The sequence below is a fragment of the Kitasatospora sp. NPDC041917 genome (assembly GCF_055589745.1).
This window is the reverse complement of sequence record NZ_JBVJBI010000066.1, coordinates 1-18,794: the sequence shown is the minus strand read 5'-3', so window position 1 is coordinate 18,794 and position 18,794 is coordinate 1. Positions and strand designations below refer to the sequence as shown.

At 73.5% G+C, this 18,794-nt stretch carries 17 protein-coding genes; 4 read left to right on the top strand and 13 right to left on the bottom strand.

Annotated elements, in window-relative coordinates; all coding sequences use genetic code 11:
• Positions 1-53: 53 nt before the first annotated feature.
• Positions 54-779, top strand: coding sequence for a class I SAM-dependent methyltransferase (locus tag ACZ6EM_RS38605; protein ID WP_465774508.1), 726 nt, complete (start codon positions 54-56; stop codon positions 777-779).
• Between the two features lie 219 nt (positions 780-998).
• Here the strand turns inward: ACZ6EM_RS38605 and ACZ6EM_RS38600 are convergent, their stop codons facing one another.
• Together ACZ6EM_RS38600 and ACZ6EM_RS38595 are read right to left on the bottom strand one after the other, a co-directional pair.
• Positions 999-1,547, bottom strand: coding sequence for a hypothetical protein (locus tag ACZ6EM_RS38600; protein ID WP_465774507.1), 549 nt, complete (start codon positions 1,545-1,547; stop codon positions 999-1,001).
• Between the two features lie 15 nt (positions 1,548-1,562).
• The gene (locus ACZ6EM_RS38595) at positions 1,563-1,991 is read right to left on the bottom strand and encodes an ATP-binding protein (RefSeq protein WP_465774506.1); all 429 of its coding nucleotides are present in this window, start codon (positions 1,989-1,991) and stop codon (positions 1,563-1,565) included.
• 1,024 nt (positions 1,992-3,015) lie between these two features.
• Between ACZ6EM_RS38595 and ACZ6EM_RS38590 the strand changes: the two genes are divergently transcribed.
• Positions 3,016-3,789 carry a tetratricopeptide repeat protein gene (locus tag ACZ6EM_RS38590; protein WP_452179826.1) on the top strand — a complete coding sequence of 258 codons (774 nt, stop codon included), beginning with the start codon at positions 3,016-3,018 and terminating at the stop codon, positions 3,787-3,789.
• Here ACZ6EM_RS38590 and ACZ6EM_RS38585 read toward each other — a convergent pair.
• From ACZ6EM_RS38585 to ACZ6EM_RS38575, 3 genes are all read right to left on the bottom strand, one after another.
• Positions 3,770-4,432 (bottom strand): HAD family hydrolase, encoded by a 663-nt coding sequence (locus ACZ6EM_RS38585; protein ID WP_452179827.1) that lies wholly within the window; start codon positions 4,430-4,432, stop codon positions 3,770-3,772. The two genes, ACZ6EM_RS38590 and ACZ6EM_RS38585, sit on opposite strands and share 20 nt — an antisense overlap.
• 127 nt (positions 4,433-4,559) lie before the next feature.
• Complete coding sequence (locus ACZ6EM_RS38580) at positions 4,560-4,772, bottom strand: DUF4287 domain-containing protein (protein ID WP_465774505.1); 213 nt, start codon at positions 4,770-4,772, stop codon at positions 4,560-4,562.
• 98 nt (positions 4,773-4,870) lie between these two features.
• Positions 4,871-8,845 (bottom strand): Pls/PosA family non-ribosomal peptide synthetase, encoded by a 3,975-nt coding sequence (locus ACZ6EM_RS38575; RefSeq protein ID WP_465774504.1) that lies wholly within the window; start codon positions 8,843-8,845, stop codon positions 4,871-4,873.
• A gap of 548 nt (positions 8,846-9,393) precedes the next feature.
• Here ACZ6EM_RS38575 and ACZ6EM_RS38570 point away from each other — a divergent pair.
• Positions 9,394-9,987 (top strand): histone deacetylase, encoded by a 594-nt coding sequence (locus ACZ6EM_RS38570; RefSeq protein ID WP_452179829.1) that lies wholly within the window; start codon positions 9,394-9,396, stop codon positions 9,985-9,987.
• Positions 9,988-10,027: 40 nt separating this feature from the next.
• On the opposite strand, the gene ACZ6EM_RS38565 is transcribed toward ACZ6EM_RS38570, so the two are convergent.
• The 4 genes from ACZ6EM_RS38565 to ACZ6EM_RS38550 all read right to left on the bottom strand — a co-directional run bounded on the left by ACZ6EM_RS38565 (position 10,028) and on the right by ACZ6EM_RS38550 (position 15,160).
• Positions 10,028-13,690 carry a serine protease gene (locus ACZ6EM_RS38565; RefSeq protein ID WP_465774503.1) on the bottom strand — a complete coding sequence of 1,221 codons (3,663 nt, stop codon included), beginning with the start codon at positions 13,688-13,690 and terminating at the stop codon, positions 10,028-10,030.
• A gap of 84 nt (positions 13,691-13,774) precedes the next feature.
• Positions 13,775-14,062, bottom strand: coding sequence for a trypco2 family protein (locus tag ACZ6EM_RS38560; protein WP_465774502.1), 288 nt, complete (start codon positions 14,060-14,062; stop codon positions 13,775-13,777).
• A 202-nt stretch (positions 14,063-14,264) separates the two neighbouring features.
• Positions 14,265-14,651, bottom strand: coding sequence for a DoxX family protein (locus tag ACZ6EM_RS38555; RefSeq protein WP_465774501.1), 387 nt, complete (start codon positions 14,649-14,651; stop codon positions 14,265-14,267).
• A 32-nt stretch (positions 14,652-14,683) separates the two neighbouring features.
• The gene (locus tag ACZ6EM_RS38550) at positions 14,684-15,160 is read right to left on the bottom strand and encodes a carboxymuconolactone decarboxylase family protein (RefSeq protein WP_401053148.1); all 477 of its coding nucleotides are present in this window, start codon (positions 15,158-15,160) and stop codon (positions 14,684-14,686) included.
• Between the two features lie 173 nt (positions 15,161-15,333).
• Between ACZ6EM_RS38550 and ACZ6EM_RS38545 the strand changes: the two genes are divergently transcribed.
• The gene (locus ACZ6EM_RS38545; protein ID WP_465774500.1) at positions 15,334-16,266 is read left to right on the top strand and encodes an RNA polymerase sigma-70 factor; all 933 of its coding nucleotides are present in this window, start codon (positions 15,334-15,336) and stop codon (positions 16,264-16,266) included.
• 149 nt (positions 16,267-16,415) lie between these two features.
• Here ACZ6EM_RS38545 and ACZ6EM_RS38540 read toward each other — a convergent pair whose 3' ends face one another.
• From ACZ6EM_RS38540 to ACZ6EM_RS38525, 4 genes are all read right to left on the bottom strand, one after another.
• The gene (locus tag ACZ6EM_RS38540; RefSeq protein ID WP_401053144.1) at positions 16,416-16,805 is read right to left on the bottom strand and encodes a hypothetical protein; all 390 of its coding nucleotides are present in this window, start codon (positions 16,803-16,805) and stop codon (positions 16,416-16,418) included.
• 335 nt (positions 16,806-17,140) lie between these two features.
• A complete protein-coding gene (locus ACZ6EM_RS38535; protein ID WP_401053142.1) occupies positions 17,141-17,752 on the bottom strand; it encodes a DUF2306 domain-containing protein in 612 nt (203 codons plus the stop codon).
• A 120-nt stretch (positions 17,753-17,872) separates the two neighbouring features.
• Positions 17,873-18,226, bottom strand: a complete 354-nt coding sequence (locus ACZ6EM_RS38530) for a VOC family protein (protein WP_359906643.1) — start codon at positions 18,224-18,226, stop codon at positions 17,873-17,875.
• A 144-nt stretch (positions 18,227-18,370) separates the two neighbouring features.
• The coding region (locus ACZ6EM_RS38525) for an NUDIX domain-containing protein (protein WP_465774499.1) at positions 18,371-18,794 on the bottom strand (424 nt) is incomplete at its 5' end.

The following is an 18,794-nucleotide window of genomic DNA, read 5'->3' as shown; positions in this document are numbered from 1 at the left end:
GAAGTGGTGTAGACCTGTTTGGTGCCGGGCGGGGGCCCGCCTACGGTCGGCTCATGGCTGACGCATGCTTCGCGCACCCGCGGCTCGCCGCGGTCTACGACCCGCTGGACCCCGACCGCGGCGATCTCGACGCCTATCTGCGGATGGCGGAGGAGTTCGGGGCGCGCCGGGTGCTGGACATCGGCTGCGGCACGGGGGTGTTCGCGCTGCTGCTGGCCGGGCGCGGGGCCGAGGTCGTCGGCGTCGATCCCGCGCTCGCGTCCGTCGAGGTCGCGCGCGCCAAACCGGGTGCCGCGAAGGTGCGTTGGATCCACGGGGACGCGACGGGCCTGCCGCCGCTGCGGGTCGACCTGGCGACGATGACGGCGAACGTCGCTCAGGCGATCACCGACCCGACCGAGTGGCGGGGGACGCTGCGGGGTGCCTTCGGGGCGCTGCGGCCGGGCGGGCGGCTGGTCTTCGAGACCCGCGACCCGGCCGCCCGCGCCTGGGAGGAGTGGACGCGCGGGCGCTCCCACCGGGTGACGGAGGTCCCGGGGGTCGGCGCGGTCGAGAGCTGGGTCGACCTGACCGGGGTGCGCTGGCCGCTGGTGTCGTTCCGGTGGACGTACGTGTTCGCCGCGGACGGGCAGGTGCTGACCTCGGATTCGACGCTGCGCTTCCGGGAGCGGGCGGAGGTCGAACGAGACCTGACCGCCTGCGGGTTCACGGTGGAGGAGGTCCGCGACGCGCCCGACCGGCCGGGGCGGGAGTTCGTGTTCGTGGCCCGGCGCCGATAGCCTTCCGTCCCCACTCCCCCGGGTGGTGCCCTCGACGGCGGCGCGGTAGGCCCGGGCGGCCTCGGCGGCGGGGGTGCCGTCGGCGGGGGCGGCGCCGAGGCGTTGCAGGGTTCGGTGGCTCCGATGACGAGGACCTTCAGACGGTCGCGATCATCACCCCGGCGAGGCCGAGGCGCAGGAAGTCGGCCGAGCCGACTTCCTGCGCCTCGGCCTCGGCACTCAGGTGCGAGCGGCTTGGGTACGGCAGTGGGTGAGGGCGTAGCGGACGCGGGGGTCGGGGCCGGTGGTGGTGAGGAGTTCGCCGGCCATGACGAGGGCGGTCCAGTAGGTGGCCGGGTCTCCGGTGCGCGGCAGGGGTGCGGTGGAGGCGAGGGAGAGGTAGGCGGCGGCGAGGTTGCCGGTGGTGAACCAGCGCTGGAGGCCGTGCTGGTGGCCGGGGCGGATGCCGCCCATGGCGTCGACGGCGATGGTGAGGTGAGCGACGAGGGCGTGTTCGGTGGGAGTGAGCCGCTTGGGGACGTCGAACACGCCGAGGGCTTCGAGGACTTCACCGGTGTCGGCCTCGGAGTCCGGACGGGGATCGGCGAGCAGGGCGTCGTGACACTCCCCCAGACGCCGAGCGGTCTCGGCGGGCGGGATGTCGAGCGCGAGGCACACGGCCTCGGCGCACGGCAGCGGCTTGTGGCCGAGGCGGGCGAGGAGGGCGTAGGTGGCGGCGGGGGTGGCGCCACGGGAGAGGGTGTGCCGGGCGAGGGTGGCGAGGTGCATGGGGGGAAGTGGCTTTCAGGCGATGACGAGGACGGGGGCGGGGGTGGGGGCGGGGGCGGGGGCGGGCGCGACGAGGGCCCAGACGAACTTGCCGATACCACCCGGGCGCGGGCAGCAACCCCAGCGCTCGGCGAGTTCGTTGACGAGCAGGAGGCCCCGTCCGTGCTCGTCTTCGGGGGAGGCCGTACGCAGGGACGGGCGCCCGGTCCCCGCGTCGTGAACTTCGAGACGCAGGCGGGAGTTGACGAGCGCGAAGCGGATCTCGATGTGCCGGTCCGAGGGGGCGTCGGAGTGCCGGACGGCGTTAGCAAACAGCTCACACAGGAGCAGTTCAGCGGTTTCGGCGTAGCGCTCACCGGCGGGCAGCCCGGAGAGGTAGGCGCGAAGCAAGTAGCGGGCCAGGGGCGCGGATTCGGCCCGCGAGTCGAGACGCGCAACGAACATGCGGGGGCGACGGGAAATGAGCATGGGGGCCTCAGAAGACGGAAGGGTGCACGAAAGAAGCGCGGCATCGGCTGCGTATGTCTGACGTAGCGCCATCCAGTGGCATGAATGGACGCCGCGAGAGATCACCGCGGCGAGCCGGTATTCGGTGGATACTTACCGAACGCCCTTGCGGACGTTGAGTTCGATCGCGACACCGTCCGACAACGGGGTCCGACTCGCGGCTGATATCACAAATCGCCTCCGAGGCATGCGGGGTATGCGGGGTATGCGACGACCGCCCAGTCGAGCGAGGCCCGACCGGGCCTGACCGCTCTGCCTCAAGCACGCGAACCTACTGTCATTAGCCTGGCTGCACCGGTTGGTGACGGACTAATCGTCGTCCACCCAAAGGACGTCCTGAAGGCCTTATGGAGGACTCTTGAGGGACATATAGAGGACTTACAGGTCTGCCACACGCCCGATGAGTCCCCAGAATGTCCTGTGATTCCATAGAGTTGATTCGTCATCAGCATGTGCGGAGGAGACCGTGCCCAACACCGCTCTTAAAGCAGCCAGGCAAGCCGCCGGCTACGCCAGCCAGCAGGCCCTGGCCGACGCCCTCACGCGAGCGGCCCAACAGCTTGGCCTTCGCGGCATCTCCGTCAGCGTGCGTCAGATCCGCCGTTGGGAATCCGACACGCCCCCTTGGCCTGGGGAGGACTACCAGCGCCTCCTAACGCACGTCCTACGGCAGTCGATCGAAGACCTGGGCTTCCGCGCCCCCTGGAACCGTTCCCAGCCCACGACTGCGACCGTTGCCACACCTGCGGCCACGCCCCGCACAACGTCAACAGCCCTCCGCGGCGCACTACCTCGGCCATATGGGCCGCAAGGGAGCCAGCCAGGGACGGTCGGCTCCGACTACGCCATAGTCACCGAAGCTCACCGCCGGCTCTACCTGTCCACAACGCCAGCCGCGCTGCACCCAGCGGTGGCCGCACATGCCGACCTCGGCACCGTGCTACTCGGGGAGACAAACGGAGTGGCCCGCAAGGTGCTGGCCGCCGCCCTCGCCGAGTCGCTGCTACTGCTCGGCCGAATCGAGTTCTTCGACCTGCGGCAGCCCGACGCTGCTGACGCGACCTTTGTTCGCGCGCTCCAGGCTGCTGGCGAGGCAGACGACAACCTGCTCGGTGCCGCGATTCTTGCTCACAGCGCGTTCGTGCCCGGCTGGGCCGGCCACCTCAACGGCGCACGGGAACGTATGCATGCTGCCCGCACCTACGCTCGTCGGGCCTCGGTATCCGCCGATGTATTGTCCTGGCTCGACGCAGTCGAGGCCGAGTGCCTCACTCGATGCGGCGACCATCGCGGCGCTCTCGCTCTGCTGCGGCACGCCGAGGACGTGCTTGCCTCCGGCAGCGACGTTCTGCCACCCGATTGGTTCACCTGGTTCTCGGCTACCCGGCTGCGCGCGTTCCGTGGCAACACCGAGTTGCAGGCCGGCCTGCTTCCGCAGGCCCGGACCACACTGGAGCAGACGCTCGCCGAACTCCCGGAGACCGACGGTAAGCAGCGCGTCGTCGTGCTCGCCGACCTCGCGTCGGTCGAGGCCGCAGCCCGGCGGCCAGAGCACGCGTGCGCCCTGCTGGAGCAGGCCCTCGACCAACTGGCCATCACCTGGTACGCCACCGGCATGGAACGCGTGCGCGAGGCCCGACGGGCACTCACCCCATGGCAGGACACGGCGGCCGTCCGAGGCGTGGACGACCGCCTCTACTCCTGGTCAGCGATGCTCAGTTCGCTCCAGCGTTGAACTTTCCGATCAGTTCCGGAAGTTCCGCCAGCGAGTCGATCCGGAAGGTCGCCTGCTCCGTAGCCGGATCGTGCTGCTGGATCCAGCCCCACGGGCCGCGCCGGATCAACGCCGTCCGCATCCCTGCCGTCCGGGCGGGCAACACGTCGTTGTCGAGCCGGTCACCAACGTAGAGGATCTCGTGCGGCTCGGCGGGTACCACCTCGGCGACGCGCTCGAAAAAGGCGAGGTCCGGCTTGCTCGCGCCCCAGTCGTCGGAAGTGCCGATCAAGTCGACGTCGCCCGTGAACAGTCGGCGAAGGATCGCCCCGGCCCGCACGGTCTGATTTCCGGCGATCATCAACCACAGCCCCTCCGCCCGAAGTTGAGCGAAGGCACCCCGAACATCCGGATAGAGATCATCCTCACCGAACGTTTCCGCCTGGCCGGCAGCAGCCCGCTTCTCGCGTTCCTCATGGAGGTCGAAGCCCGGGGCGAAGACCTGGAAGGTCTCCCGGTAGTCCCGGCCCTGCGCGATCACCGCGCCGAACTGGGCGACGAACGTGTGCCTCGGCACGCCCAACCAGTCGGCCCAGCTGCCGTACTCCCGAGTCTCGTCGACCAGGCACTCCCCGACGTCGAACACCACAGCCTTGATCGTCATACCTGCAGCCTAATAGGGCGAGGACGCCCCTCGCGCCCTCTCCGAATTCCCTCCGGCGCCGGTCAAGCGTCGTGGACACGTGGTCGGCCACCGGTTCGCCCCTCCGGCCGCCAGCGGTCGGCCCGGCTCAGGCGGCCTTCTCGGCGAGGGTGTGGGCGACGAGGGCGTTGGCGTGGCCGTGGCCGAGGCCGTGCTCGGTCTTGAGCCAGGTGACGAGTTCCATGTGCTTGGTGAGCGGGGAGGTGCGGACGAGGTCCTTCCACTCCTCGATCGGGCGGCCGTACTTCTTCTCGATGGCGGGGAAGTAGGAGGCGGGGCCCTTCACGGCGGGGGTGGTCATGAGCGTGGTTCCTCTCGACGGGGCAAAAGAAGCGGTGCGGTCACGGAAGTGGACCGTGACCGCACCGCGAACTCATCGCCCCGCGAAGGTGATCCGCGTCACACCCCGGCGGCGGCCCGGCGGCGGCGCCGTCCGGCGGGCGGGGTGGGGTCGGCGTTCCAGGCGGCGACGGGGTTGCCGAGCCAGTGCCCGCCGTCGGGGACGTTCTCGCCGCGCATGACGAGGGAGGCCGGGCCGACGGTGGTGCCGGCGCCGAGGGAGGAGTTGAGCAGCACGATGGAGTGCGGGCCGGTGGTGGAGCCGGCGGCGAGGTGGACGGGGCCCAGGCGCATCACCCGGTCGTGGAAGAGGTGGGTCTGCAGGACGGTGCCGCGGTTGACGCTGGCGCCGGCCTCGACGGTGACCAGGTCGGTCTCGGGCAGCCAGTGGGTCTCGCACCACACGCCGCGTCCGATGCGGGCGCCGAGGCTGCGCAGCCACACGTTCAGGTAGGGGGTGCCGGTGATGGTGTGGCCGCCGAAGGGCATGGCGAGTTCCTCGACGAAGGTGTCGTAGAGCTCGTTGCGCCATACGAAGGAGGACCACAGGGGGTGTTCGGCGACGCGGAAGCGTCCGACGAGCAGCCATTTGGCGGCGGTGGTGAGGGCGCAGGCGGTGACGGCGGCGGCGATCAGGACGAGTCCGGCGGCGCCGAGGGCGGCGCCGAGCCCGTAGTCGTCGCGCAGTGCCTGGAGGGCGGCGAGGACGAGGTCGCCGAGCAGGGCGGCGAGGACGATGGGCAGCAGCCGGCACAGTTCGACGCCGGCGCGCGCCCACATCAGGCGCCGGGGCGGGTCGTAGGTGCGGCCTTCGGTGCCGGTGTCGGCGACGCGGGGCAGGGCGAAGGCGGGGCGGCCGAGCCAGGAGGAGCCTTCGGGGGCGTGGGCGGGGGTGTCGGACAGTACGCCGACGAGGGAGTTGTCGGGCAGGTGGCGGTCGGGGCCGACGATGCCGGAGTTGCCGACGAAGGAGCGGCGTCCGATGTGGGCGGGGCCGAGGTGGAGCCAGCCGCCGCGCAGTTCGTAGGGGGCGACGAGGGTGTCGTCGGCGAGGAAGGCGCCGTCGTCGACCCGCATCAGGCCGGGCAGGGCGAGCACGGTGGAGGCTTCGACGCGGCGGCCGACGCGGGCGCCGAGCAGGCGCAGCCACACGGGGGTGAAGAGGCTGGCGTAGAAGGGGAAGAGGGTGCGCCGGGCGGTGTCGGCGAGGCGGCTGACGGCCCAGGCGCAGAAGGCGACGTGGCCGGTGGCGGGGTGGAAGCCGGGGCGCAGCGGGCGGGACAGGAGGCGGACGAGGAGCGCTATGAGGGTGGCGTAGCAGGTGATGGTGAGGGCGGCGAGGGGGACGGTGGCGGGCAGGAGCTGGACGAGGGCGCCGGACAGGGTGGCGTCGGTGTCGATCATCGGGTAGACGATGAGCAGGGCGGGCAGGGCGGCGATGATCGGGACGAGGCCGAGGACGGTGAAGCCGGCGCCGTAGGCGAGGTTCCAGCGGCGGGGGGCGGGGGCGGTGGCGGTGGGCCAGTCGGCGGGGGCTTCGGTGGCGGGGCGGGCCGGGGAGCCGGTCCAGTGTGCGCCGGGTGGGACGGGGGTGGTGGCGGTGACGCAGGAGCCGGGGGCGATCTCGGCGCGGGCGCCGATGCGGGCGCCGGGCATGAGGGTGGCGCGGTGGCCGATGCGGGCGCCTTCGCCGATGTCGATGCGGCCGAGGTGGAGGGTGTCGCCGTCGAGCCACCAGCCGGCGAGGTCGGCTTCGGGTTCGACGCAGGCGTGGGCGCCGAGGCGGGCGAGGCCGGTGACGGGGGGCAGGGTGTGGAGTTGGACGCCGGGGCCGACGCGGCAGCCGAGGGCCTTGGCGTAGCGGGGGGCCCAGGGGGTGCCGGCGAGGGCGGCGGTGCCGAACATGGCGGTGTAGCGTTCGGCGGCCCACAGGCGCAGGTGGACGTGGCCGCCGCGGGGGTGGCTGCCGGGGCGGATGCCGGCGGTGAGCAGGCGGGCGCCGGTGGCGGCGAGCAGGGTGCGGCCGGGGGCGCTGTAGAGGAGGAGCAGGCCGGCGGCGACGGGCCACCAGGAGCTGTGGGGGGCCCAGGCGAGGTCGCTGCCGGTGAGGTTGTCGAGGGCGATCAGGACGAGGATCCAGCGCAGTCCGGCGAGGGAGAACATGCCGAGGAGCAGGAGGGTCTGCCAGAGGCCGGCGCTGCGGGGGGTGCGGCGCACGGCGCGGCCGCGGACGGCGGTGGTGGTGGCCGTGTCCTCGGGTGCGGTGGTGGGGGTGAGGGTGTCGAGGTGGGCGGCGAGGTCGGCGAGGACGGGGTGGGCGTACAGGTCGGCGACGGAGACGCCGTTGTGACGGGTGCGCAGTTCGGAGACGAGGTGGGCGGCGGTGAGGCTGGAGCCGCCGAGGGCGAAGAAGTCGTCGTCGGGGCCGGGGGTGGTGCCGAGCAGGCGTTCCCAGTGGCCGGCGAGCAGGCCGGCGGTGCCGTCGAGGGCCTGGGCGGCGGGGGCGGTGCCGGTGGTGGCGAGCGGCCAGGGCAGGGCGCCGCGGTCGACCTTGCCGGAGGTGCGGGTGGGCAGGGAGTCGACGAGGGCGAGGACGGGCACCAGCGGGGCGGGCAGGCGTTCCAGGAGCCGGTGGCGGGCGGTGGTGAGGTCGGGGGTGGTGCCGGGGTGGGCGACGAGGTAGCCGACGAGCAGGTCGGCGCCGGCGGGGGTCCTGCGGACGGCCGCGGCGGCGGCGCGGATGCCGGGCAGGGCCTGGAGGGCGGCGTCGATCTCGCCGAGTTCGATGCGGCGGCCGCCGAGTTTGACCTGGTCGTCGGCGCGGCCGAGGAAGACGAGGCCTTCGGGGTCGTTGCGCACGAGGTCGCCGCTGCGGTAGACGCGGGGTGAGGCGAGGGCGGGGTGGGCGCTGAACTTCTCGGCGTCCTTGGCGGGGTCGAGGTAGCGGGCGGTGCCGACGCCGGTGATGAGCAGTTCGCCGCTGGCGTGCCAGGGGACGGGGTTTCCGGCCCGGTCGACGACGGCGATCTCCCAGCCGTCGAGGGGGGCGCCGATGCGTACGGGCTCGCCGGGGAGCAGGCGGGCGGCGGTGGCGACGACGGTGGTCTCGGTGGGGCCGTAGGTGTTCCAGAATTCGCGGCCGTCGACGGCGAGGCGTTCGACGAGTTCGGCGGGGCAGGCCTCGCCGCCGACGATGATCAGGCGGACGGCGTCCAGGCATTCCTGCGGCCACAGGGCGAGCAGGGTGGGGACGGTGGAGACGGCGGTGATGCGCCGGGTCACGAGCCAGGGGCCGAGGTCGGTGCCGGCCTTGACCAGGGCGCGGGGGGCGGGGACGAGGCAGGCGCCGTGGCGCCAGGCCAGCCACATCTCCTCGCAGGAGGCGTCGAAGGCCACGGAGAGGCCGGCGAGGACGCGGTCGCCGGGGCCGAGCGGCCGGTGGGTGAGGAAGAGGCGGGCCTCGGCGTCGACGAAGGCGGCGGCGGAGCGGTGGGTGACGGCGACGCCCTTGGGGCGGCCGGTGGTGCCGGAGGTGAAGATGATCCAGGCGTCGTCGGCGGGGCCGGGCCGGGCGGGGCGGCCGCCGGGGTGGGCGGCGGCGCCGGGGTGGAGGCCGCGGCCGGGGCCGAGGACGGCGCAGACGGCGGCGTCCTGCCAGATCATCCCGGCGCGCTCGTCGGGGTCGTCGGCGTCGACGGGGACGTAGGCGGCGCCGCAGCGCAGCACGGCGAGGACGGCGATGTAGAGGTCGGCGGTGCCGGAGGGGATGCGGATCCCGACGCGGTCTCCGCGGCCGATGCCGTGGCCGGCCAGTTGCCCGGCGAGGGTGTCGACCTCGTGGAGCAGGGCGCGGTAGTCGAGGACGGTGTCGCCGGTGTCGAGCGCGGGCGCGTGGGGGTGGGCGTCGGCGGTGGCGGCGACGATGTCGAGCAGGCTGCGGGGGTGGGCGGCCTGGGCCACCGGCCAGCCGGCCGCGGGGCCCTGGTGGGGGCGGTGCAGCGTGCCTGGGCCGGCCGTGTCGTGGCGTGCGTCCATGGATGGGTTTCCTTGGCTCCGGGGTCCTGGGGGCGCGTACGGGTGTACGGGTGTACGGGTGTGACGCCGGGTGACCCGGTTGTCACCTGCGGGAGGGCGCCCACTCACCATGACTCTGCGGGGAGTCGGCTGGATGCAGCGAAGGTTCGATCAAAGGGAATTCTCATCATCGATGCCACATGGGAACAGCAACGGTATGAATCGAATGACATTTCGCGGGTTTTCGCTCATTTCCGCTGGTGAAGAGTAATCGCCGAATACCGGAACGGCGCGACGGGAGGGGGAAGGGTGGTGAACACCATGGCGTCCGGAACGCTACCGGTGGCGAGGGGGTCGCTACCGGATCGGGGGGTTCTGGTCGGATCATCGGACTGTTCACGGTTTTCACATCTTCGTGTGGGATCCTTTCGCACACCTCTCCGCGGCTCGTTCCTGTGAGCGGGCCGGGCAAGGACCCCTCGGGCCGGGAATCGGCCGGGCATTGCGCCGAGGACGAGGGGCCGCGGACAAGCGCCGCCGGCCGGAACGGGAGCGCGCTCGTCTGGTACGTGGCGTACGGCTCGAACCTGCACGCCGCCCGCCTCGCCTGCTACCTGCGCGGCGGGCGCCCGGACGGCGGGGCGCGGACCCAGCCCGGCTGCCGCGATCCGCGCCCGCCGCGCCGGGCGGTGGCCACCGTGCTGCCGGGCACGCTCTACTTCGCCGGGCACTCGCTCACCTGGGGCGGCGGCTCGGCCTTCTACGATCCGGCTACCGTCGGCGAAGTTCCGTGCCGTGCCTATCTGGTGACGGTCGGTCAGTTCAGCGACATCGCCGCCCAGGAGATGCGCCGACCTCCCGGCACCGACCTCGACCTCGTCCCGGCGCTCACCACCGGGCGCGCCGAGCTGGGCCCGGGCCGCTACGAAACCCTGCTGCACGTCGGCGAGTCGGACGGCCACCCGCTGCTGACCTTCACCGCCTCCCGGGGCGTGGCCGGCGCCGATCTCAACGCCCCCACCCCGCCCTACCTGCGCACCCTGGCCGCCGGCCTGGCCGAGTCCCACGGCTGGGGCCCCTGGCGCGCGGCCGGCTACCTCGCCACCCGCCCGGGCGCGGCCGGGCACTGGACGCCGCGCGCGGTGGCGGCGGTGCTGGGCTGAACAGCGCCGACCGGGACCCGCCGGGCCTGCTGTCCTGCGCTCAGGTCCCGGCCGGGCCGCGTCCGGCCAGCCGTGCGCGCAGGCGCTCCGCCGGCAGGGCGTCCGGGTACGCCAGGAGTGCCTCCCGGGCCCTGCGCAGAGCCTCCTGCTCGATCCCGGCCGGCAGGTCGTCGCGCTCCAGCAGGTGCAGCAGGACGAAGGGGGCCCTCGGCGTCGAGCCGCGCCTGGCCAGCCAGTCCGTCGTGTGCCTCAGGAGCAGGGACAGCTGGGCCGGGGAGAGGTCCCGCCGTTCCAGCAGGGCGCAGAGGATCTCCCGGGTCTTGTTGCTGAAGTTCGCCGAGAGCCGCTCCAGTCCCAGCGCCACCGCCCGGGAGGCCTGTTCGGGGGTCAGGTCCGGGCGCCTCAGGAGCGGGCACAGGAACGGCCGTTGGAAGTGGAAGGTGGTGTGGACGGCGCACAGGTCGATCGCGAGGTCGATTCCGAACCGGGCCTGGTCGGGCCGCAGTCCGGTGCGGCGGCCGAGGAGCGAGCCGAGGAGGGCCGGCTGGGCGGGAGCGGCGCGGAGCTCCGCCACCACCAGGTCGGCCACCTCGGTCAGCTGCTCTCCGGTCAGTTCCCTCCGCCACAGCAGGGCCTGGAGGACGCGTCGGCGGTCGGCGGAGGTCTCGTTCAGCTCCAGCCACCGGAACGCCCGGGAGACGAGGGGGCGGGCCTCCTCGGGAGTCAGCGGGTGTTCGAGCAGTCGTTGCAGTGCGACGGCCGCCGCCGGGTCGGCGGGGTCGCCGGCCAGCTGGTGCAGCAGTCCGGTGCCCGCGCCGGTGCCTTCGCCGGTGCCGGTGCCGGTGCCGGTGCCGTTGCCTTCGCTGGCCAGCAGGACGCGCAGGACGTGGCTGCGGTGCGGGCTGGCGGGATGGAGCCTGCTCCAGACCTCGACGTAGCGGGTCACCCGCCGCGCCTGGCCGGGGGTGAGCCTGTGGCACTCCAGGACGACGCGGAGCACCGCGCCCGCGGTGGGGACCTCGGCATGGTGCTCCGCGAGCCAGTCGAGGCCCCGTTCGAGCGCCGCGTGCTCCTCGGGCGCCGTCAGCGCGGGGTGGCTCAGGAGCGTGCGCAGGAGCGACGCGGCCCGCAGTGTGCCGGCGGCGTCACGGTGATCGGCGAACCAGGCGAGGGTGCGGCGGACGGCCTCCTCCCGCTGCTCCCCCACCGGGTTCCCGTACGTCAGCAGGTGTTGCAGGACGGCGGCGCTCGCCTCGGACGGGCGGCGCGGGCTCAGCCAGTCGAAGGCGCACTGCACCACCCGAGCGCGGGTGGGTGTGTCGTGGTCCCGCTTGAGCAGCTGTTTGAGGACCAGCGGGGTGGAGCGCCAGCCGGCGTGTCCGCGGACCCACTCCAGGGCGTGGTCCACGGCCAGCCGCTCCTGGCCGCAGGAGAGGTCGTCCCGCTCCAGGAGCGCCTGGATGACGTGGTCGGCGTCGGTCTGCCCGGCCCGCCGGGACAGCCAGGACAGCGAGGCCGAGATCAGCGGCTGCGGCACGTTCTGCGGATCGCCGAGGGCCGCCGAGAGGAACGGCCGTGCGGCGTGGTCGAGTTCGGCCCGGATCAGCCAGGGGCGGACCAGCGCGTCCCAGGTCTCCAGGGCCGCGGACTTCCAGGGCGGGTCGAGGGTCATGGCGAGCAGCGCCTGCTCGCCGTCCCGGCCCGCGTGCTCCAGCAGCTTTCCCAGCCTGACGGCGTTGCGGGTGGCCCAGTCCCGGCAGAAGCGCTCCAGTGCGCCGGCCCGGTGGCCCGTTCCCGGCCCGTCCAGGTCGGAGGCCAGCCGCTGCAGATGGCCGGTGAACAGGGCGAACGAGCGGGAGTGCCGGGACGTGGCGTCGAACAGCGTTTCGGCGGATGCGCCGTGGATGCTCCAGCCCGGTGGCGGAAGGAGGGAGTGGAGGACCAGTTCGTCCGTCACGATGTCGTGGACGACGTGGAGTTCGCCCTCGGACTCGTCCATCCACCCCAGCGAGACCAGGGTGTCGGTGACGTGCCGTGCGCCCATGACGCCCGCGGCGGTGGAGGGGTGGGCGTCGAGCAGCGCGTCGAGCGCCTCCTCCACGGCCGGGCGGGGCTGCGGGCAGATGCTGACCGCCGTGGCGAAGGCCAGGTGGGCGAGGTCGGGCAGGGCGGTGGCCAGCGGGCCGGTCGCGTCCCCGGTGCCGACGGGGGTCAGCGAGTCCTGCCGGATTCCCTCCCGGATCCAGCTGACCAGTTCACCGGGGCGCACCCGCGCGAGGTCCGGGGCAAGGTGGCCGGCGCGGATCCGGCGTTCGAGGGCGTCGGCGATGAGCAGGGCGATGACCGGACGGCGCCCGCAGGCCCGTGCGAGTTCCTCCTCCCCCCACCGCTGGAGCGCTTGCGGGGCGACTTCACGAAGGATGTGCGTGATCACCGTGGTCCGGTGGTCCTCGTCCTGGCGCAGCAGGACCTCGTCGAAGAGGAGCCCGGCACCGCGCTGGTGGAGCCGGTGGCGTGCTCCCGGACGGGTCGAGGCGAGCGCCGCGACGTGGACGCCGCACCGTTTGGCCTCGGGCAGCAGGGCGTTGACGAGTGCCCGCAGGTCCAGCTGGGCGCAGGTGTCGAGGGAGTCGAGGACGAGCAGGACCCGGGGCCGTTCGGCCTCGCGCACGACCCGCGAGAGGTCGTCCACCGTCACGGAGTTGTTCGCCTGGAGGTGGAGGACCTGCCAGCCGTCGAGGTGGGCGGCCTGCGCGACCTCGAAGCAGGTCCGGGTCTTTCCCGCGCCGGCCTGTCCGACCAGGAGGACGCCTCGCGGGTCCGGTGTCGAGAGACGGCGCAGCAGGTTCCGCGGCTGGGCCTCGTGGAGGGGGCCGGGGCTGACGAAGGAGAGGCGGTCGTCCACGAGGCGGGTCTCGCGTCCGTGCAGTCCCCGGACGACCTCGTCGTGGGTGTGGATCTCCCGCAGGCGTTGCGCGGACTCCTCGTGGTCGGTCACCGCGACCGGGTCCGGGTCGACGTCATGGGCGCGGAGGTAGCGGACGAACCTGGGGTCCTCGGACAGCCCCTGGAAGCCGGTGGCCGTCAGGCTCGCGGTCCCCCCGCGGGTGTGGTGGCTGCTGCACACGCCCAGCAGTACGTCGTCGCGGGTGAACACGCCGGCGCCGGAGAAGCCCGTCCACGGTGATGTCGGGCCGGGCCGGTCGGTGGGCGCCGCGGGGGGCGTCTCGGGGGGCGGGGAGGTCAGCGACAGTTCCAGGTCGGCACGGCCCAGGAAGGAGCCGAGCAGCACGTCGCCGTCGATCTGCCGGGTGGTCGGCCGCATCCGGTCGATGGCGAAGTCCGGGAAGCCGACCGCGGTGAACGCGATGCGGCCGAGCCGGGTGGGCGCGACGCCGAGCCGGATCGGCGGCAGGTCGCCGTGGTCCTCGGCCAGCACGAGCAGGGCCAGGTCGAGGGAGGGGTCCTGGTGGCTCACCACCAGGTCGACGGCGACGGGTTTGCCGCTCCCGCCGGCCGTTCCGGCCGCCGGACGGACCTCGTAGGCGTAGCGCTCGGAGTCCTCGAAGGCGTGGCGCACGGAGAGTGCGAGACCGCTCGCGAGCAGGAAGCCCGAGGCGAGGAACCGCGTCCCGCCGGTCGTCCGGTCCCGTCGGGCGACCATGACCACCCTGCTCAGCATGCCGTTCGGGCCGCGCCGCATGCCCTGTCCCCCACCAGCCGTTCGGACCGTTCCGCAAAGCCTCCCCGGTGGTGACTACCGCCGTCCGCCGGGCCCCGCCCGGCGTCAGTCGGGCAGCAGGATCCCGGCCTCGGAGTTGGTCAGCACCGCACCGCCCTGCTCGGTCTCGGCCGTCAGTTCCAGCGACACCGTGTGGGTGGCGGCCTTGGCCCCGCCGGAGACCACCCAGAACTTGACCCCGCCCTCGACCTCGGCCGAGGCGGTGACGGCGACCTCGACATCGAGCTTGACCGAGTTGACGCGCAGCCGCACCGGCGAGCCCTCGCCGTCGGCCATCGCGGTGGCGAGCTCCTGCCGAAGCGCCCGAATGGTGTCCGCGAGCCCGATCTCCATACCCGTCCCCTTCGGCCTGCTCCCCGTACACCGGGTGCGGCTACGAGATGATCATCAGTGGGACATGGTAGGCCACTCGCACCCGCCCGGTCCGGGCGACCGGTGAACGGCCGCCGGGACCGCTCGGCGGTGCGGCGCCGCGCCCTCGCGGCGGCCGTACCGTCGAGCGGCCCCGGTCTTCCCACCGGACCTGCCCGGCCGGTCAGGCGAGGAAGGGCTCGGGCCCGAAGCGGCCCCAGGCGACGAAGGCGGCCAGCAGGATGTAGACCGCGTCCACCGCCACCAGCCGGTACTCCCGGCGGCGCATCCGCACGGTCGCCGCCCCGGCCATCAGCAGCACCAGCCCGACGGCCGCCAGCGGCACGAACACCGGCGCGATGCCGAGCACGGCGGGCAGGACCAGCCCCACCGCCGCCAGCACCTCGACGGCGCCGATGGCCTTCACCCCGCCCGCGCCGAAGTCCTCCACCCAACGGCCGGCGGCCCCGGCGGCGGCGATCCTCTCCTTCGGCACGGCCACCTTGAACGCGCCGCCCAGCAGGTACACGGCGGCCAGCAGCCCGGCGACGATCCACAGCGCGACGTTCACGGCGTTCCCCTCTCCTCGTGGATCGACCCGGGTCAGTGCTGGTACATGCCGACCTCGTAGCCGCCGCCGGGCTGGCGGAGCATCACATTGGCCCGGTTGAAGGCGTTGATGAGCGCGATCACGCAGACCAGCGCCGCGAGCTGCTCCTCGTCGTAGTGCTTGGCCGCGTTCGCCCACACCTCGTCGCTCACCCCGCCGGCCGCGTCCGCGAGCCGGGTGCCCTCCTCGGCGAGTTCCAGCGCGGCGCGCTCGGCGTCGGTGAACACGGTGGCCTCGCGCCAGGCGGCGACCAGGTTGAGGCGCACCGGGTCCTCCCCGGCGTGCACGGCCTCCTTGAAGTGCATGTCGATGCAGGCGCCGCAGCCGTTGATCTGGCTGGCGCGCAGCCGCACCAGCTCCTGGACGGCGTACGGCAGGCTCGACTCGGCGACGGGCTTGTTGGCGGCGATCAGGTGCTTGAAGACCTTGCCCATGACGGGGCTGGCGAAGGCGTTCAGGCGGGGTTCCATGGTGTGCTCCTCGGTCGGTGGTCCCGTTGCTGCCCTTGAAGACAGGACAGCCCGCCGTTTCGTGACATCCCCGCGCCGCCCGCGCGCCGTGACCTGCGCCACACCACCCGCCCGCGGGCCGCGGCAGGCCTCGGATAGCCTGCTGGCCACGATCGGGACAGGGGGAGTCCAGGGTGAGTTCGACGGATGTGGCGGGCGCGGCCGGGTACCGGCCGCTGCTGTTCTCCATCGCCTACGGGATGACGGGTTCGGTCGGCGACGCCGAGGACCTCGTCCAGGACACCTTCCTCGGCTTCACCCGCGCCGAGCGGGCCGGCACCGTGATCGCCGACCCGAAGGCGTACCTGACCACGACCGTCACCCGCCTGGGCATCAACCACCTGAAGTCCGCCCGGGTGCGCCGCGAGAGCTATGTCGGCGAGTGGCTGCCCGAGCCGGTCGTGACCACCGCCGGGCGCCCCGGCCCGGCCGAGCACGCCGAGCTGGCGGACACCCTGTCGATGGCGTTCCTGGTGCTGCTGGAGGCCCTCTCCCCCGTCGAGCGCGCGGTGTTCACGCTGCGCGAGGCGTTCGGGTACGGCTACCCGGAGGTGGCGGAGATGGTCGGCAGGAGCGAGGCGAACTGCCGTCAGATCCTCTCCCGTGCCCGCAAGCGCCTGGCCGCGGCCGAGGACGGCCCCGTCCTGCCGGCCCCGGCCCACCGCGCGCAGGGCGAGGAGCTGGCCCGCCGCTTCTTCGAGGCCGCCGAGGGCGGGGACCTGGACGCGCTGCTCGGCATGCTCGCCCCCGACGTGGTGCTCCAGGGCGACGGCGGCGGCAAGGCCCGCGCGCTGGCGCGCTCGCTCACCGATCCGCGTCGCCTCGCCCGGCTGCTGGTCGGCGGCCTGCGCCGCGTCCGCCGTCTGGGCGCGCGCCTCGCCCCGGCCCGGGTCAACGGCCGCCCGGGCGCGGTGGTGTACGACGCCGAGCAGCGCGTGGCCAGCGTCATCGTGCTGGACATCGACGCCGACGGCGCGGTGCGGGCCGTCCACGCCGTGTCCAACCCGGACAAGCTCGGCCACCTCGGTCCGGTCTCCGACCTCGGGCTGCTGCCGGCGCCGAAGTGACCCTCCGGCGAGGCCGCCCACCGGCGGAACCACCCCGCCGGCACAGTGACCCCGCCGACACAGCCGCCCCGGCAACGCAGCGGCCCCGGTGCGCGGGACATGCGGCGGCCCGGGCCCGAACGCCGGACCCGGGCCGTTCACCCCGAGGGTCAGGGGGTGGTGCAGACGGCGGTCGCCAGGATCGACTCCGTCGCGGTACCGGTGTTGGTGCCGCGCACGACCCAGGAGCTGCCGCTCGGGTAGGAGTCGGTGAAGAAGATCCGGAAGGCGCTGGTCTGGCCGCCGCCACCGGTGGGCACCTGGCCGGAGGGACAGGTCACGGTGGCGAACCCGTTGCCGCCCGGGGCCACGTCGACGAAGTCGCCGAAGACCTGGTTGTGCGCGGACAGCAGCGCGGGGTCGGCGGCGGCCTCGTCGTGGGGCACCACGACGCTGGGCTTGCCGGCGGGCTTGCCGTCGGCGAAGGCGACGGCGGCACTCGCGGCCAGGACGCTGAAGGCGGTGAGGGCGGTCAGGACGAGGGGCTTCGTACGGGCCACGGCGGCCTCCTGGGGTGTGGGGTCGGGCTGTGTCGACGGCGGGCCGTTCCCCGCGCCGGCCCCGATCCGTACCCGAACCACCCGGGTCCGCCGCCGGGGAAGGCATCCGCTACCCGGGCGGAGGAACCCCGCTGCCCGGCCGGGCTAACGGGGGCCGCACTCCCCGATTCGATCAACGACACGTCACCGGGGGAAACATGAGCAGCCGTCACCTCGACCGGCTCCAGCCGCCGGTGACAAACCGAACGTCAGCTACTCGGGCAGCGCCCTGCGCATCGTCCGCACCCCGGGACGCAGCCCCACCACCCACGTCCGCACCCGGGTCCGGGCACCGGTCACGCCGGCGCCCCGGCGACGGGGCGGCGGCGGGTGAACCAGCAGGCCAGCAGCAGGTTGGGCACCCAGCACAGCCAGGCGATGGCGGTGTAGGAGGTGCGGAAGTCCAGGTGCGCGGCCATGGCGACGGCCAGCATGAGCCGCAGGGTGACGGCGGCGAAGGTGAGCGCGAAACTGCGGACCATCCAGCGGCGGTGGTCGACCACCCGCCCGTCGAGGATCGCCCGCAGCCCGGCGCCCCCGGTCACCAGCCAGGCCACGGCCAGGCAGGCGAAGCCGGTCCCGGAGACCGCGCCCCCGTACGCGACGGGCGCCATCAGCAGCGCGCCCGCTCCGCCGACCAGGCAGCCGATCAGGTAGGTGACGCCGATCCGGCGGTGCAGGCGCGGGCGGCGTTCGCGCAGGCGGCGGGAGAACTGCCACGGCCCCACCAGCAGAGCGGCGAGCGCGCCGAAGATGTGGATGTAGAGCGGCACTTCGTGACTCAGGTAGGTGGCGCGCTGCTGCTCGATGAAGACCGCCGGATCGAAGCTGAGGTACTTGGCGGAGACGACGACGATGAGGGTGGAGAGCACCGTCATGACGGCCCAGCCGGCCCGTGTGATGCGCATGGGTCGAGTCTCGGGCCCGGCACCGGGGGTCGGCATCCGGGTTGTCCCCGAGAAAGCACCCTCGGATAACCCTCATCCCCCGTACCGGGGAAGGGAGATGATCGTCTCGGCCCGGCCCGGTCAGGCGGGCTGCCAGAGCTCGATCCGGTTGCCCTCGGGGTCGGTGACCCAGCCGAACCGGCCGACGCCCGCCATGTCCTGGGTCTCCTCGGCCACGTCCGCCCCCCGGGCGCGCAGTTGGGCGAGCATCGCGTCCAGGTCGCGGACGCGGAAGTTGAGCATGGTCCGCTGGGTGCGGGAGCCGAAGTAGTCGGTCCCGGACTCGAAGGCCGCGAAGACCGTCGGCCCGGGCTCCTGGCGCCACAGGCCGTGTTCGTCGGCGTCCAGCCCCAGGCAGTCGCGGTACCAGGCGCCCAGCGCCGCAGGGTCGGCGGCCCGCAGGAAGTACCCGCCGATGCCCACTACTCGTTCCATGCCGCCATCCTGCCAGCACGGTGGTCGGCGGGCCCGGCACCGTGCCACCCGGCGGACGAGGTGTCGCGCGGGCGCGCCCCGAACAACTGACGGAAAAACCCCGGCCCGGCGCGGGGAGTCCGCGCCGGGCCGGGGCGTGACCGGTCAGGCGGCGCGTTGGCCGAGCAGGAGGGCGGGCAGGGAGCGGCCGGCGAGGGCCTCGGCGGCCCGGGCGGCCTGGGAGGGGGCCATGAAGTCCGGGAGGCTGCGGGCAGGGACGAAGCGGGCGCCGAACAGGCCGCTCTGGCGCTGTGCGGGGACGGTGACGAGGGTGCCGTCGGGGACGGTGCCGCCGTCGAACACCAGGGTGAGGCGCTCCAGATGGCGGTCGGCGGGCGTGAAGTCGACGGCGAGGATGTCGCTCAGGCGCAGGTGGAGGCCGGTCTCGGCGTGGAGGTGGCGGGCGGCGGCCAGGTGCGGGGGCTCGTTGGGCTTGGCGGAGCCGCCGGGGAGGATCAGGCCGTCCATGTAGTCGGGGTCGACGAGCAGGACGTCGCCGCGCTGGTTGCGGACGAGGACGAGGCAGCCG

What these genes read in the sequence shown, in the direction of transcription:
- ACZ6EM_RS38535 (WP_401053142.1), bottom strand. Translation starts at nt 17,752, where the DNA reads ATGCGCATCACACGGGCCGGCTGGGCCGTCATGACGGTGCTCTCCACC.
- ACZ6EM_RS38530 (WP_359906643.1), bottom strand. Translation starts at nt 18,226, where the DNA reads ATGGAACGAGTAGTGGGCATCGGCGGGTACTTCCTGCGGGCCGCCGAC.
- ACZ6EM_RS38595 (WP_465774506.1), bottom strand. Translation starts at nt 1,991, where the DNA reads ATGTTCGTTGCGCGTCTCGACTCGCGGGCCGAATCCGCGCCCCTGGCC.
- ACZ6EM_RS38605 (WP_465774508.1), top strand. Translation starts at nt 54, where the DNA reads ATGGCTGACGCATGCTTCGCGCACCCGCGGCTCGCCGCGGTCTACGAC.
- ACZ6EM_RS38600 (WP_465774507.1), bottom strand. Translation starts at nt 1,547, where the DNA reads ATGCACCTCGCCACCCTCGCCCGGCACACCCTCTCCCGTGGCGCCACC.
- ACZ6EM_RS38550 (WP_401053148.1), bottom strand. Translation starts at nt 15,160, where the DNA reads ATGGAACCCCGCCTGAACGCCTTCGCCAGCCCCGTCATGGGCAAGGTC.
- ACZ6EM_RS38565 (WP_465774503.1), bottom strand. Translation starts at nt 13,690, where the DNA reads ATGCGGCGCGGCCCGAACGGCATGCTGAGCAGGGTGGTCATGGTCGCC.
- ACZ6EM_RS38580 (WP_465774505.1), bottom strand. Translation starts at nt 4,772, where the DNA reads ATGACCACCCCCGCCGTGAAGGGCCCCGCCTCCTACTTCCCCGCCATC.
- ACZ6EM_RS38585 (WP_452179827.1), bottom strand. Translation starts at nt 4,432, where the DNA reads ATGACGATCAAGGCTGTGGTGTTCGACGTCGGGGAGTGCCTGGTCGAC.
- ACZ6EM_RS38560 (WP_465774502.1), bottom strand. Translation starts at nt 14,062, where the DNA reads ATGGAGATCGGGCTCGCGGACACCATTCGGGCGCTTCGGCAGGAGCTC.
- ACZ6EM_RS38575 (WP_465774504.1), bottom strand. Translation starts at nt 8,845, where the DNA reads ATGGACGCACGCCACGACACGGCCGGCCCAGGCACGCTGCACCGCCCC.